This window comes from Salinibaculum sp. SYNS191 (genome assembly GCF_037338445.1).
Taxonomy (GTDB): domain Archaea; phylum Halobacteriota; class Halobacteria; order Halobacteriales; family Haloarculaceae; genus Salinibaculum; species Salinibaculum marinum.
Genome location: NZ_CP147838.1, coordinates 540,072 through 552,911, shown reverse-complemented (window position 1 = coordinate 552,911; position 12,840 = coordinate 540,072). Strand labels below are relative to the sequence as shown.

17 protein-coding genes and 1 tRNA gene are annotated in these 12,840 nt (G+C 66.5%); 4 read left to right on the top strand and 14 right to left on the bottom strand.

Going from position 1 to position 12,840, the window contains the following annotated elements:
• Positions 1 to 118: 118 nt before the first annotated feature.
• Positions 119 to 517, top strand: coding sequence for a hypothetical protein (locus tag WDJ57_RS02985; protein ID WP_338903778.1), 399 nt, complete (start codon positions 119 to 121; stop codon positions 515 to 517).
• Positions 518 to 1,046: 529 nt separating this feature from the next.
• Here WDJ57_RS02985 and WDJ57_RS02980 read toward each other — a convergent pair.
• Positions 1,047 to 1,943: a DNA-3-methyladenine glycosylase family protein gene (locus WDJ57_RS02980; protein WP_338903776.1), complete on the bottom strand. Its 897-nt coding sequence runs from the start codon at positions 1,941 to 1,943 to the stop codon at positions 1,047 to 1,049.
• An 89-nt stretch (positions 1,944 to 2,032) separates the two neighbouring features.
• Here WDJ57_RS02980 and WDJ57_RS02975 point away from each other — a divergent pair, with 89 nt between their 5' ends.
• Complete coding sequence (locus WDJ57_RS02975; protein WP_338903773.1) at positions 2,033 to 2,524, top strand: DUF555 domain-containing protein; 492 nt, start codon at positions 2,033 to 2,035, stop codon at positions 2,522 to 2,524.
• Positions 2,525 to 2,680: 156 nt separating this feature from the next.
• Here the strand turns inward: WDJ57_RS02975 and WDJ57_RS02970 are convergent, their stop codons facing one another.
• The 5 genes from WDJ57_RS02970 to WDJ57_RS02950 all read right to left on the bottom strand — a co-directional run bounded on the left by WDJ57_RS02970 (position 2,681) and on the right by WDJ57_RS02950 (position 6,339).
• Positions 2,681 to 2,917, bottom strand: coding sequence for a UPF0058 family protein (locus WDJ57_RS02970; RefSeq protein WP_338903770.1), 237 nt, complete (start codon positions 2,915 to 2,917; stop codon positions 2,681 to 2,683).
• Positions 2,918 to 3,150: 233 nt separating this feature from the next.
• On the bottom strand, positions 3,151 to 3,939 hold the full coding sequence (locus tag WDJ57_RS02965; protein WP_338903768.1) for a mechanosensitive ion channel domain-containing protein: 789 nt from the start codon (positions 3,937 to 3,939) through the stop codon (positions 3,151 to 3,153).
• The gene (dacZ, locus tag WDJ57_RS02960) at positions 3,939 to 4,748 is read right to left on the bottom strand and encodes a diadenylate cyclase DacZ (protein WP_338903765.1); all 810 of its coding nucleotides are present in this window, start codon (positions 4,746 to 4,748) and stop codon (positions 3,939 to 3,941) included. Before dacZ ends, WDJ57_RS02965 begins: the two co-directional genes overlap by 1 nt.
• Before the next feature lie 181 nt (positions 4,749 to 4,929).
• A complete protein-coding gene (locus WDJ57_RS02955) occupies positions 4,930 to 5,931 on the bottom strand; it encodes a nicotinate-nucleotide--dimethylbenzimidazole phosphoribosyltransferase (RefSeq protein WP_338903763.1) in 1,002 nt (333 codons plus the stop codon).
• A gap of 323 nt (positions 5,932 to 6,254) precedes the next feature.
• Positions 6,255 to 6,339 (bottom strand) — tRNA-Leu (locus WDJ57_RS02950).
• A gap of 137 nt (positions 6,340 to 6,476) precedes the next feature.
• On the opposite strand from WDJ57_RS02950, the gene WDJ57_RS02945 reads away from it, so the two are divergent.
• A complete protein-coding gene (locus tag WDJ57_RS02945; protein WP_338903761.1) occupies positions 6,477 to 6,785 on the top strand; it encodes a transcription initiation factor IIB family protein in 309 nt (102 codons plus the stop codon).
• 1 nt (position 6,786) lies between these two features.
• Here the strand turns inward: WDJ57_RS02945 and WDJ57_RS02940 are convergent, their stop codons facing one another.
• From WDJ57_RS02940 to WDJ57_RS02915, 6 genes are all read right to left on the bottom strand, one after another.
• The gene (locus WDJ57_RS02940) at positions 6,787 to 7,278 is read right to left on the bottom strand and encodes a phosphopantetheine adenylyltransferase (RefSeq protein WP_338903760.1); all 492 of its coding nucleotides are present in this window, start codon (positions 7,276 to 7,278) and stop codon (positions 6,787 to 6,789) included.
• A 64-nt stretch (positions 7,279 to 7,342) separates the two neighbouring features.
• Positions 7,343 to 7,852 (bottom strand): helix-turn-helix domain-containing protein, encoded by a 510-nt coding sequence (locus WDJ57_RS02935; protein ID WP_338903758.1) that lies wholly within the window; start codon positions 7,850 to 7,852, stop codon positions 7,343 to 7,345.
• 62 nt (positions 7,853 to 7,914) lie between these two features.
• Positions 7,915 to 8,997: a glutamate--cysteine ligase gene (locus tag WDJ57_RS02930; RefSeq protein ID WP_338903756.1), complete on the bottom strand. Its 1,083-nt coding sequence runs from the start codon at positions 8,995 to 8,997 to the stop codon at positions 7,915 to 7,917.
• A gap of 64 nt (positions 8,998 to 9,061) precedes the next feature.
• Positions 9,062 to 9,760, bottom strand: a complete 699-nt coding sequence (locus tag WDJ57_RS02925) for an RNase P subunit p30 family protein (protein ID WP_338903754.1) — start codon at positions 9,758 to 9,760, stop codon at positions 9,062 to 9,064.
• Positions 9,760 to 10,191, bottom strand: a complete 432-nt coding sequence (locus WDJ57_RS02920) for an RNA-binding protein (RefSeq protein ID WP_338903752.1) — start codon at positions 10,189 to 10,191, stop codon at positions 9,760 to 9,762. The genes WDJ57_RS02925 and WDJ57_RS02920 overlap by 1 nt, the downstream gene beginning before the upstream one ends.
• A 3-nt stretch (positions 10,192 to 10,194) precedes the next feature.
• Positions 10,195 to 10,377: a DUF1918 domain-containing protein gene (locus WDJ57_RS02915; RefSeq protein ID WP_338903751.1), complete on the bottom strand. Its 183-nt coding sequence runs from the start codon at positions 10,375 to 10,377 to the stop codon at positions 10,195 to 10,197.
• A 162-nt stretch (positions 10,378 to 10,539) separates the two neighbouring features.
• Between WDJ57_RS02915 and WDJ57_RS02910 the strand changes: the two genes are divergently transcribed.
• Positions 10,540 to 11,106: an NUDIX hydrolase gene (locus tag WDJ57_RS02910; protein WP_338903749.1), complete on the top strand. Its 567-nt coding sequence runs from the start codon at positions 10,540 to 10,542 to the stop codon at positions 11,104 to 11,106.
• Between the two features lies 1 nt (position 11,107).
• Here WDJ57_RS02910 and WDJ57_RS02905 read toward each other — a convergent pair whose 3' ends face one another.
• Complete coding sequence (locus WDJ57_RS02905) at positions 11,108 to 11,950, bottom strand: hypothetical protein (RefSeq protein WP_338903746.1); 843 nt, start codon at positions 11,948 to 11,950, stop codon at positions 11,108 to 11,110.
• 243 nt (positions 11,951 to 12,193) lie between these two features.
• Positions 12,194 to 12,823 (bottom strand): RAD55 family ATPase, encoded by a 630-nt coding sequence (locus WDJ57_RS02900; protein ID WP_338903744.1) that lies wholly within the window; start codon positions 12,821 to 12,823, stop codon positions 12,194 to 12,196.
• Positions 12,824 to 12,840 lie beyond the last annotated feature (17 nt).

Genomic DNA, 12,840 nt, shown 5'->3' with positions numbered 1-12,840 from the left:
AAGTCACTGGTCGTGGGTAACTGGCATTCATACCGCAGGCTTCGCACAGACCCGTCCTATTAGCTGATTTTACAATCCAGATATCATATTTATGTATCTGCGGATTCTGGGCTGGAGTATGTCGTCTGAACGTGCTGGGGATGAGCGTGACCACCCGTTTGACGAAGAGTCCATCATCTACGCCAGCGAAGCGCTGGCGCCCACAGACGAGATTCATCGGGCGCTGAGCGTTCTCGACCGAGAGATGGACTGGGTTCGTCGCGATGTCGAGAGACTCGCCCGCAGTGGCCTCGAAGATCACGAATTAGTCGTGACAACCGAGGGGGTCGAAATATACCGAACCACTGAGAGCAAGTGGCGGGAAATCGAGGAGAGTCTCAGAGAGTCTACAGCTGTCGACGAGAGGCTTTCGAACCGAACTCTCGAAGCCGTGCAGCGCGTCCACAAGCGGTTCGCTGATTCCACAGTGGGCGGATTCAGTGACGGGAAAGCGCTGGTCCTGTCCGAAGAAGAGTAATTCGAGACGCGAGCGTCCCCGCCTCGCTCAGCTACCGTCGGCTGACACGCTGGTGGTGGCCCGCGAGCCATTGACGTCCGTCACGACTGCACCCGAGAACGATTCGGGGCCGCCCCTGGGTCTCGGCGCCGACTCGCTGCCACCATCACGGTTATCAACTGCTACTGCGCACTCTCCAGTGCGGTGGGCTGACTTCCCTCTCCCCTTTGTCTCTCGTTTGGCCAGAATACACCACCCTCGGTCAGGCCCCTCGCCTGGTCGTTAGCTGCCACCTCCCGGAGCGCTTTGTCGCCCTCGCCGATGGGGTCCGTCCGTGGAATCGAGGACTGCCGCTCGGACTCGAAAGCGAAGTCTAGGCGGCTTCGCCACGGGTCGACTAGAGACTGGCGCTCGTGGGTCCGCAACTCGTCTAGGTCGACGCTCGGTGAGGGAGGGTACGACCACGGCCAGCAAGTCCTCACCCACCAGTCTCCCGGGGTATCCCTGTCACCGTCGCACTCCCGCGACAGCAGCGCCCTTCAGTGGCGATTCAGCTATTCGTTCGTCTGTGATGGAAGATGTACGTCTGCGTGTAGCCGGCGTACTCGCCCCCGAGTCGGTCCCGTATCGCGCGGGACGTCTCGGCGTAGGTGCCGCGGTCGCAGTCCGAATAGTACTCCTCGATGGTCGTGCGGATCCAGGTGTCCAGCGGGACGGCCTCCAGATAGCCGAGGGAAAACAGCGACACGCAGTCGGCGACTTTCTCGCCGACCCCGACGAATCTGGTCAGGTACTCGCGTGCGTCCTCGTAGGGCAGGCCCCGCGCGTCGTCGGGGTCGGCCTCACCGCTGGCGACCATCTCCGCGGTTCGCTCGACGTAGGGCGCACGGTAGCCCAGCTTCAGGTCGCGGAGTTGCTCCTCGGTCGCGGCGGCGAGCTGGTCGGGCGTCGGGAACGCGTGGTAGGTCTCGCCGTCGAAGTCGACGGGGGTGCCAAACGCCTCCCGGAGGGACTGTTGCATGCCGTGAATCCGCGAGACGCGCATCTGCGCCGAGCAGATGAACGCGACGGTGGTCGGGAAGGCCGGGTCCCGGACGATACGCATCCCCCAGTACTCGTCGTAGGCGTCCTGTACGAGGTCGTCGTCGGGTGCGCTCGCGCGGATTGCCGGCAGGTCGTCGGCGAGCCCCAGGCGCTCCCGGAGCACCGGGTCGGCGTCGACGGTCGATTCCCATTCGAGGCGGCCGTCGGCCTGGCGGACGCGGACGACCGCCGGCTCGCCCGTCGCACGGGTCGTCGTCAGGTACCAGCCGTCGTCGCCGTGTGTCCCCGCGCCGTAGTCGTTACCGTCCTCCCGCCACCAGAGGTAGGATTGTCCGCTCTCCAGTGTCGCCTGGAGGTCGACGCCACCCGCCAGCGACGAGACCGGAATTGAGCCCCGTTCCATCACGTCTAGGCAGGTGGGGTTCTGACTTCGACGTTTCGAGTCGGCCCGGCGGGCCAACCTTGATAGTGATGCCTAGACAATGACTGGATATGAACTGCAGAGTTGTCGTCGAGGCTGCGGTCCCAGTATACGACGTCGAGACACCCGACGAGGCGGTTCGCATCGCCATCTCGAAGACCGGTGAGATGCTCAACCCCGACCTCAACTACGTCGAAATCAACATGGGGGAACGGTCCTGCCCGCACTGTGGCGAGGAACTGGAACCGGCCTTCATCGCCGCCGACGAGAGCCTCGTGGCGCTCGAACTGGAGATGACCGTGTTCAACGTCGAGCGCGAGGAACACGCCGCCCGCATCGCCCGCAAGGAGATCGGGCAGCGGCTGGAGAACATCCCGCTCGACGTCCTGGAAATCGAGGTCATCGAGGAGGACGAAGACGACGAGGAGGACGTGGAGGAGGACACCGACGAGGGGGGCGCGGACGACGACGCGCCGGCAGACGACGACGAGCGCGCGCCCACACCGGAGTCCAGTGACGAGGACGAGGTCCTGCCAGAGTTCGAGGACCTTATCGACGAGTAAGCTGGGACCTGTCTCGACGTCAGTTCAGCAGTCCGTCGCGTCTTCCGGGTGGGGGACCCGAGCCGCTTTCCGGGGAGGAACGTCAGTAGTTCTCTCGGAGTTACCACTCCAGGGCAGTGTGGTCTGCGAGGCCCGATGTGAGCCGCGAGAAAGTCGTCAGTCGGCGGCAGCAGAGACGCGTTCGGTTTCCTCGCTGGTCATCTCGGAAGTGATACCGTTCGCGATAGCAAACACGGCAGCCTTGTGGTCTGTCTTCGATTTGTGAATCGATGTCGGCTGGACGCCGAGTTTCGCGTACTCGTCGTGCTCGACGGTGTTGCCAGTTTCTTCCTCGTAGTGGTTCTGTACCTGTGCAAGCAGGCCGTGAAGGTGAATGAGCTCCTGCTTCTTCATGGTCACCTCCACCTAACAACTGGAGGGTTATAGTAGTACTCTGAGCCCCGTTAACATGGTTCTCCCAATACTGCGCCCTCAGCGGCTGTACCGCCGCTGTGTCTCTGACGCCCGTCACAGACCGTAAGTATATAATGCGAACTGTCGAAGTTATATAGCCGTCTAGCTATTTGCATAGCTTACGTACGTAAAGTAAATGCACGTTATCCATTTCCAACAGCTATTGCGCGCACTCAGTCCCGGATGCGGACGATGGGTGACTTCAGCACGCGCTGATTCGGGATGACGTACTCCTCGCCGTCGGCCTCGATGTGGGTGACGAACATGTCTACCTCCTGGACGATGCCGCGCTTTTCGTCTATCTCGACCTCGTCCCCGATGGCGTACGGTTCGACCAGCAGCAGGTAGATGCCGGCCGCGCTGGCCGCGAGCAGGTCCTTGAACGCCAGTCCGGAGAGGAAGACCAGCCCGAAGGCGTAGGCGGCCAGCAGGATGAGCAACGCGCTCGTGGCGACGCCGATCTGTGCGAGCGCCAGCAGTGCCGCGATGTAGAAGATGCTGTACTTGACGATTTCGGGGATGAGTTCGGCCTCGGGCAACTTGATGCTGCGCAGCCGGTCGCTGACCAGCAGCGCGGCCTTGTCGCCGGCGACCAGCCCGAGGACGATCGCGATCGCCGCGATGAACAGCCGGGGGAGGTAGCCGGTGAGTCGCGACCAGAACAGGCGGCCGTCCAGAAGCTGTGCGATGTTGAGCGCGATGATGACCGCTGCGACGTACACGAAGAGCCCGGTGAGCACCGCCAGGATGTTCACCGTCGAGGTTCCGAGGCTCTGTGCCGTGCGCTCGAACGGCGTCCCCTCGACGGAATCGTCGACGTCGGCACCGCGCAACAGCCCTCTGACACCCCGCCAGACCCAGTACGCCACCACGATGCCGAGGACGAGCACCAGGATGGAGACGATGAAGGCGCTCTCCCGGGAGAACACCTGCCGGACGAGCTCTGCCCAGTCGAACTGCATCAGTACTCCTCCGGGTCGAGTTCCAGCACCAGTTCACCACCCTTGAACGCCCGCACCATCCCGTCGGACTCCGAGAGCACGATTGCCACGGCGTTCGTGTCCCGCGTGATTGCGCCCGCGGCCATGTGGCGCGCCCCGAGCCCCTTCGGGATGTCGACGCCCTCGGCGGACGGTTCGAGATAGCGATAGGCGGAGACGATTTTCCCCGAGTCCGAGATGACGAAGGCACCGTCGAGCCGCGAGAACTCCTTGAGCATCACGTTCACGATGGGATCGCCGACGTGGACGTGGGACTTCTCGAAGGGGTTGTACGACAGCGGCCGGGACTTGTTCATCACCTTGCCGGCGTCGCCGACGACGAACAGCGCGCCGACCTGCTTGCCCTTCTGGCCTTTCTTCCCCAGTTCGATACACACCTCGAAGACGTCCCGCACGACAGCCGGTTCCGCCCGGGAGTTGACGAAGAGGTCGTAGACGCCCGTTCGGCTGAACTGGTCTGCCTTGACCCTGATGATGCTGTCCACCTCGTCGCCGAACGCCTCGGTCACGCAGACGACGGTTTCGTCCTCGTTGAGCAGCCCCTGGTTCAGCGCCCCCTCCAGGCCGAATCTGATGCGCCCGGTGAGGTCCGTAAACTCCAGGGGCAACTCGACGAACCGCTCCGCGTCGACGGTGTTCTCCGGCGCGACGACCACCACGGGCACGTCGCCGCCCTCGAACCGCTCCAGCGCCGACGCGCTCGGAGAGAACAACAACACGGCATCGACGTCGGCAACGACGTCGTCGAACAGCTCGTCTAGCGCGGTCATTGTCGTATCAACTCATACGACAGGAAAAAGCCTTGTGGCGTGTCTTCCGGGCGTGTTGGGCGTGTCACACGACCGAATGTCCTGCGCCAGGGACGTCGCCGGTGACGGCTGGACCCGGCATGTCGCCCCGGCGGGTCTCCGCTGGCCGCTGGCGACTTCTCGCATTGCAGGAGCGGACTCGTCATTCCTCCTCCCCTCCCTCGACGAGTCGCCCGTAGACCGCCCGGATTCGCTCGCGAACGGTCGCCATCGACAGGCCAGCCCGCTGTGCCAGCGCGAGCGCGCCGCCCATCCCGACGCCCTCTTTGGCCTCGCCCCTGGCGTAGGCCGCCATCGCCGGATGGTCGACCCCCTCGAACCCCGGGTCGCTCACCGTGACGTCGACCGCCAGGTCCCCGGCCAGGTCGTCGAATCCCGGCGTCGCGTCGGCAACGAACGACGTCGTCGCGACCGGGAGACGACGCTCCACGCCGGCGTGTCGGAGCAGCGCCACGACGGCGAGCATCTGGGCCCCGCCTCCGAAGGTCACCGCCGTTCCGGACGCGAGAGCACCGCGGGCGAAGCCCGCCGCCGTCGCCAGCACCGGGTCGCCCATCCGCCGGACCGCCCGCTTCGGGTCCCCCTCGGCACCCCCGCGGGACACCCCGCTCGACGCCAACCCCTCCGAGACGACCTCGCGCTTCCTCGCGAGCGGGTTCTCCGGGAGCGACGACGAGACCACCTCGCGCTCGCCCAGCGCCGCGAGCACGCCCAGCGCCGTCGTCGTCCCGCCCGGGACCGTTTCCGCGAGGACCACCGCGTCGGCGGGGATGGCACGGCCGAACTGCCGCGCCGCCTCGTAGGCCCCCGGCGCGGTGGGAACCGGGTCCGCGTCCCTGATGTCGCCGCCGGGCCGGGCCCCGACGGTGGTCGTCGGCGCTGCCGTCGGCTCCGCCAGCCCACCGTCGACCACTGTCACCTCGAAGCCCAGTTCCTCACGGACCGCCCGGGTCATCACCGCGGGCGTCGGACACCCGGTCGGGCTCACCGGCACCACCGGTGACCGAACCGGCGCGCCGTAGGTGAGTATCTCCGCGTCGGCACTCGGCGTGTGTGCCATCGCCTCCGGGTCCGCTCCCGCCGCGCTGATACCGTCGATTCTCGCTGTCTCGGTCGTCCCGGCGAACAGTACGAGCCTCGTCACCGTCTCCCCCCGCCGACTGCCTGTGTGTCCTCGTTCATTGCCTTGGAGTTCGCACAGTCCCGCTTCAAGCCGTCGGTGTCCGGTTCCGCCCGCCGCCGGTGGGTCACTCCGCAGCCATCGTCGCCGGCCCGCTGGGACGAGCTCTCGGTCTCTCACAGGGTGGCCCTGCTCATCCTCTCGCTCTCCTCGAAAATCTCTGACTACGCTGGCGCGGGACCGGATTCGAACCGGAGCAAGACGGTCGCTCACTCCGTTCGCGCTGCGACTTGCAGGGTTCAAATCCTCATTCCGCATTTGCGGCTCACGAAGTGTTCGCCGCAAAATGCGCGGGACCGGATTTGAACCGGCGGACCCCTACGGGACAGCGTCCTAAGCGCTGCGCCTTTGGCCTGGCTCGGCAACCCGCGCTCACGCCCACATTTCCGCGACCGGTTCAAGAATCTGCCGTTTGCCCGTCCACCCGCCCCCGGCCGCCGGGTGGTCTCGACGGACCTGCCGACACAGGGCGGGGAAAGGATTTATTCGCTGCTTCTGTATGGACTGGTGTGTACCGTGCGAGCGACGAGGTGGCGAACGAGACCCACCTGAAGCGGTTGCAGGAGGCCGCGGACCGACTGGACCTCGGCACGGAGGCCCGGTCCCGGGCGACGGACGTGTTTCTCTCGAATCTCCCCGACGAGGACCGGTCCAAGCAGGCCCGCATCGCAGCCTCGCTGTACGTCGGCGCGCTCGTCGCCGGCGAACAGCGTTCGCAGGGGTCGGTGGCGGAGGCCGTCGGCGTCTCACGGCTGTCGGTGCAGCAAAACTGGAAGGAACTGCTCGAAGCCTCCGGGCTGGACGCGCCCACCTGGTGAGTCACTCGCTCTCGACGGGGCGGCCGTCCCGCTCCGGCGTCAGGTTCCCGTGTTCGTCGATTTCGCCGCGGACGATTCGCGTCGAGGAGATAATCTTCCCGTCCTCGGCGAGTACGTGGTCGACCACCTCGATGTCGAGTTCGTCCTTGCCGCGCTCCCTGCGTATCTCGTTGATTCGCTTGCCGCCGGTCGCCGTCTCGGGCGAGACCACGAGCACGTCGAACTGCTCTTCGGTCGCGATACCGGTCGGCTCTGTGAGTTCGCGGACCTGATACTCGTGGCCGTACTCCTCGGCGTAGTCGTCGAGTTCGGCCGCCAGTTCGCGCCTGCGGGTCTCGAACGGTTTGACGTTCCGGGTCTCCGCCCGCGTCCGCGGCGCGAGTTCGTCACTCGTCAGCCCGACCGTGACGTCACCCAGTTCGAACGCCCGGTCGAACAGGGCCCGATGGCCGTCGTGAACCGGGTCGAACGTCCCACCCAGCGCGACTCTCATACCACCTGCCAGGGCACGTCTGCCTTTAGAGTCTTCGACTCGAGTCACCGTGGCCCATGCCGGGCTACTCGTCGGGGGCTTCCTCGACGGTGATGGTGACCGGCTCCGTGTCGCGCTCCGTGTCGGAGTCGCCGTCGAGGTACCGGTCGAGATTGCAGACGGCGTTGAGCTGGTTTTGCACGTCCTCGACCACCTTCCCGACCAGGTCGCTCGGCGGAATCGCGCTGTACTCGAAGGGGTTGTTCCCCGCGCCGTCGCTCTCGCGCTTGTGCCGGGTCACGATGCCCTCGTCGTGGAGTTCCGCCAGCGCTTCACGGACCGTGCTCGGATACAGGCCCGTCCCGTCGGCCACCTCGTCGCTCGTGCTGTCGGGCTCCTGCCGGAGACTGACGTAGATGCGTGCGCGCGTCTCCGTGTCGAGCAGCCACGACAGCAGGTCCACGACGCCGTCGTCGAACTGTTCGACGGCGCGGTCGGCCCCCCGTTCCAGGCGCTCGCGTACGTCCTGATCCGACTCCTCCCCCGCCGCGTCGACAGCGCCCTCTTCGCCTTCTGGAGTATCATCGGCAGACATACGTTGTTTCTAGGAGGACGAAAGCGACTCCGTGGTAAAAATCTCTCGCTCGCCCCGACGGGTCAGCGCGTCTCCAGCAACAGCGCCTCGCAGACGGCGTCGTCGCCCTCGCTGTCGCGGATGCGGCGCTGACGCGTCGCCCCGCTCTCGCGGTCGTAGATGTCCCGCAGGCCGGGGACCGACAGCCGCGAGGCCTCCCTGTCGACGAGTTCCCCGAGCGGAATCGTCCCGTCGGCCTCGCGGGACAGCAGCGAGGCGTCGTGGCCGTGGCGAATCGCCCGCCACTTCTGCTCGTCGAGCAGCTCGCGGCGCACGTCGGTCCCGCTCTCGCCGTCCTCGTAGCGCGCGGCGAGGTCACGGACCAGCGCGTGGACGTACTCGACGAACGTCAGCACGCGGTCGGGGTCCGCCTGCCCGTCCGGCGTCCGCACCTCGACGGTGCCGTGTTCGGAGTGGGGCCGCACGTCGTACCAGAGTTCGCCGCGGTCCTCGATGGAGTCCGTCTCCAGCATCGTCCGCTCGAAGGCGTCGAACTCGTCGTAGGATTCGAAGGCCGTCGGCATCCCTGTGTTCGGCAGCGCCTCGAAAATCTTGGCCCGGGCCGACTCCAGGCCGGTGTCGAAGCCACACCAGTACGGCGAGTTCGCCGACAGCGCGAGCAGCAGCGGGAGATACCACCGGAGTTCGTTGGCTATCCAGACCGCCTTGTCGGCGTCGTCGACGCCGACGTGGACGTGCAACCCGGCGGTCGTATTCCGGTGCTGTGGGTACTGGATGCGGTCCAGTTGCGCCCGGTAGCGCGGCTTCTCGGCGTGTTCGAGTTCGCGCCACTTCGCGAGCGGGTGCAGGCCGGCCGCTGCTATCTGGTAGCCGTGACCCCGGGCGTGTTCGACCAGCGCGTTGCGGACCGCCAGCAGGGAGTCCTCGGCGTCGGACAGCGACTCGATGAGCGGCGTCTGCGTCTCGATGACGCACTTGAACAGTTCGTGGTCGAGGCGGCCGTCGAGAATCTCCGGCGGGTCGGACTCGTAGACCAGCGTGTCCGTCCCGCTGGTCGGTCTGCCCTGCTCGTCGACGACGTAGAACTCCTCCTCGATACCGAGCGTTCCCATCCGGGCGAAGTTCTCGGCGGCACCGCCTTCCATCTCGACGGTTGTTGTTCGCCCCCCGGCTAAAGCATTCCCCTTGGCCCGGACGCGACCGCGTCCCTCACTCCGTCCGGGACCCGCGCCAGACGCCGGGTTCGACGAACTCGTCGGACAGTCGGTCCCGGTTTCGCTCGACGAGTCGCCCCCACTCCGTCAGCCCCCGCTCGATGTCCTCGCCCGAAATCCCGACAACCTCGCCGAGCGCCCGCAACTCCCGCGGCGAGCGGAGGTGGAGGTGGCTGAACGGGTCCCCGCTCACGACGAAGGGCGTGTCGTAGTGGGTCACCAGTTCGTGCAGTTTCCGCAGGTCCCGCAGGGACTGCACGCGCGGGCCGCCGTCGCGGCGCAGCACGCGAGCCAGCGAGAGTTCGACCCGCACGCCGTTGTCGGCGGCTTCACGCGCGAGGACGTGGTTGAAATCGCCCTCCCCCTCCATCGGGTGCGCGAGCACGTCGACGGCGGCCTGTTCGACGGCGAAGCGGTTGATGGCGGGGTCGCCCCCGTGGACGGCGACCAGCGGCCGGTCCTGGCGGTGGTTCCCCACGAAGCCGCTCGCCCGCGAAGGGTCCGACGCCCGGACCTCGACGCCCGGAACCACGTCGACGCCGTACTCCTCGCTGATTTCCTCGGGCGCATAGGACGCCGGCGCGTCGCCGTGATTGCGGACGACGATGCCGTCGTAGCCGTGCTCGCTCGCGGTCAGGGCCAGCCGTGCGACGGTGCTCTCGCCGTCCGGGACGGCGTGGACCGCCTCGTACATCACAGGTCCTCGAAGGCCTCGCCGACGTTCTCGACGGCGGCCTCCTGTTTCGCCGGGTACGCCTCCACCTTCCCCCGGACGGTGATGCCGTCGCCCAGGCGCACGTCGCCCTTGAACGCCGCCTGCTTGTCGAAGGTCAGAAAGAGCGAGCAGTTCTCGTTGACCCGCTCGTCGAGTTCGGCCCGTATCCGGTCGAGTTCGTCGTCTGCGAGGTCACCGACGGAATCGAGCACCGTCCGGACGTCGTCGGCATTCTCGACGCGTGCCGACAGCACGAGAATCCGGTCGCCGTAGTGACCTTCGGACTCGGCGCGCTGTAACTCGAAGTCCTCCGGGAGGAAGGTCCGCAGTGCGTCCTCGACCCGTTCCTCGTCCTCCGTGACGTAACAGAAGGCGCGGAGGTCGACGTAGTGGAACGGGACCGACGACATCCGCTACTCCTCGACGGCTTCGAGGTTGTCCTCGGGCACGCCCTGCTCCTTGCCGTCTTCGAAGCTGACGGTGTAGGTCGCGTCGCCGAACATGGTCTCCATCACCTGCGTGATGGTCCCCTCCTCGCCGTCGTAGTCGCTGTGTTCGTCGTGCAGGACAACGGTGTCGTCCTCCTCGAATGTCATACCCTGCGATACTGGGCGACTCGACAAAAAGGGACTGATTCGACGGCCACCGGCAGGTCGAACACTTATTGTGCCGACACACGAAGATTCTGCCATGTGCAACTCCGCTCTCCGCCACGGTGCGTCGGCGTTACAGCCACCGCTTTCCCTCCCGCCGGACCGATGACGACCCTCGACGACCTCTGGTACCTCGCGGACGAGGCCGACCAGCAGGCCGAACAGACGCTCCACACCCTCCAGCAGCGCTACGAGCAGTTCACGGCCTTCGAGACCACGAAACACGTCTCCCGCCGGCGCTTTCGAACCGTCGCCGAGCGCATCCGCGACAACGGCGCGCCCTACGGCGCACACACCGTCGTCCACCGCTCCGACGGACGCCTGCTGCTGGTCCGCCACGAGGGCGTCGACATGTGGGTCCTGCCCGGCGGCGAGACCCGCACGGTCGAGACGTTCCAGGAGGGGGCCGCCCGCGAACTCCGCGAGGAGGCGGGCATGATGGCCCGCTACGACGGCCTCGCGATGCTCGGTCGCGTGCAGTTCCGCGCCGGCGGTCACGCGACGTGGGGCGTCCTCCCCATCTTCGAGGCGGCCGTCGGTCCGGACCCGCCCGCGCCGACGGTCGAGGACCCGGACGACGAGATATCCGCGGCGCGGTGGTTCTCGGACCTCCCCGAAGACACCCGCGACCGCGAGCAGTTGCTGGCCTGGCGGGACGCGGCGCTGGGCTGAGTCACTCCTCGGTGAACTCGTCGGGGCCGTGGGAGACGCCGTCGCGCTCGTCGGCCCGCATCCGGCGCAGCGCCGCGACCGCGTTGCTCGCGTCGTAGCCGAACAGCACCGACTCGGCGTACGCGTCGGCGACCTCGGCGGCGTGGATGAGGGCGTCGATGTCCACCTCGACGGCGTAGAGTTCGAGCGTCAGCGGCTTCGAGAGCAGGTCCGCGAACCCGCTGGCGATGACTTCCAGCCAGTAGGTCGTCGAGTAGGCCATGTCGTACAGCGGGACGACGTACTCGTCGACGTACTCGTCCAGCGCGTCGAGGTCGAGGCCACTCCGTTCGTAGAGGTGACCGGGATACGGGTCGGGGTACAGCGTCACGATGAGGTCGCCGGGAATCAGCTCGCGGGCGTCGGCCACGAAGTCCGTGATGACCTGCGCGCGCCACTCGCCGCGGTCGTCGAACTCGCTGTCGGCGAAGTGCTCGTCACACCGGTCGCAGTGGCAGTACTCGGCGCGTGCGAATCCCACGTCGTCGAGGCGGACGTCCTCGTTGGCCTCGGCAGCGGTCTCGACCATCTCCAGCAGGCCGCGGCGATACTCCGCGTGGGTCGGACAGACGTAGTCCCAGTCGAAGTAGGGTTCCTCGCGGGTCGCCATCGTTCCGTCCTCGCTCACGGAGGCCACGTCGGGGTTGCCCTCGACGGCGGCGTTGTCCCCGAAGCAGGATATCATGTTGACGGCGCCGTCGACCGGTTCGGTCGCCCGTCCGGTGACGTCTTTCATCTCGTAGAACCCGCGGTCGAACTCCGCCCACGACACCTCCGGTTCGTTGCGCGTGACGACGCCGTACATGTCACGGGCTACGGTGCTGGAGCTACGTAACTGGTTCGAGAAGGGTTGGTTGGAAAACGGTTCGTGGTGCGGGTCGCCCCCACCTGGCGTCTGCTGCGGCCCCGTGGCGGCTGGCCGGGACCGTCGCTATCGCGAGACGGCTCGGTACACGAGGACGATTGCGACCAGGGCGACGACGAGTTTGACCTTCTTCGACATCTTATGGAAGTAGGCCGTACTGGCGTATAGGTTTTCTGGACACCCTCACGCGATGTCCCGGCTGGTGTCGATAGAGACCTCCTCCACGAGGTCGAGTTTGATGGTGTCCGACGGCGCGCGCCCGCCTCGGAACTTCGGGATGGCGAGTTTGTTCTCCACCTCGTCGCCGGTGATGTCGGTCTGGAGGTGGAAGACGACGTCCGCGAAGTGCTCGGTCGTGTCCCGCAGCGGCGGCACCGACCGGCCCTCCAGACAGTGGAGGATGCCCAGGCTGTCGGTGTTGAAGATGTGGTTCTGGAGGTCGTTCATGAACGAGCGAAAGCGCGACGGCGGCTCCTGGGACTCCAGGACGTCCAGCGGGTCCACGATGAGGTTCGAGGTCTCCGGCAGCGCGCTGACGAGTTTCCCGGCGTTGTCCAGCGGTGCCTCGCCGGAGATGTGGCGCACGGTCGGGTCGCCCGTCTTCGCGGGCGTGTTCTCGATGCTGTCCCGGACGGCCTCGGCCGTGCGGTCCAGCGAGAGCCAGAGCGTCCCCCGCGTTGCCGTGAGTTCGTACAGAAAGAGCTCGGCCTGGCTGGCGGGTTCGGCCGTCAGCGCGACCATACTGCCGGCTGGCAGCCCCCCGCCGAGCTTGCGGTCGAGCACGTCGATCCCGGTCGGCAACGGGTTGCTCATACCACCGTACAGTTTTC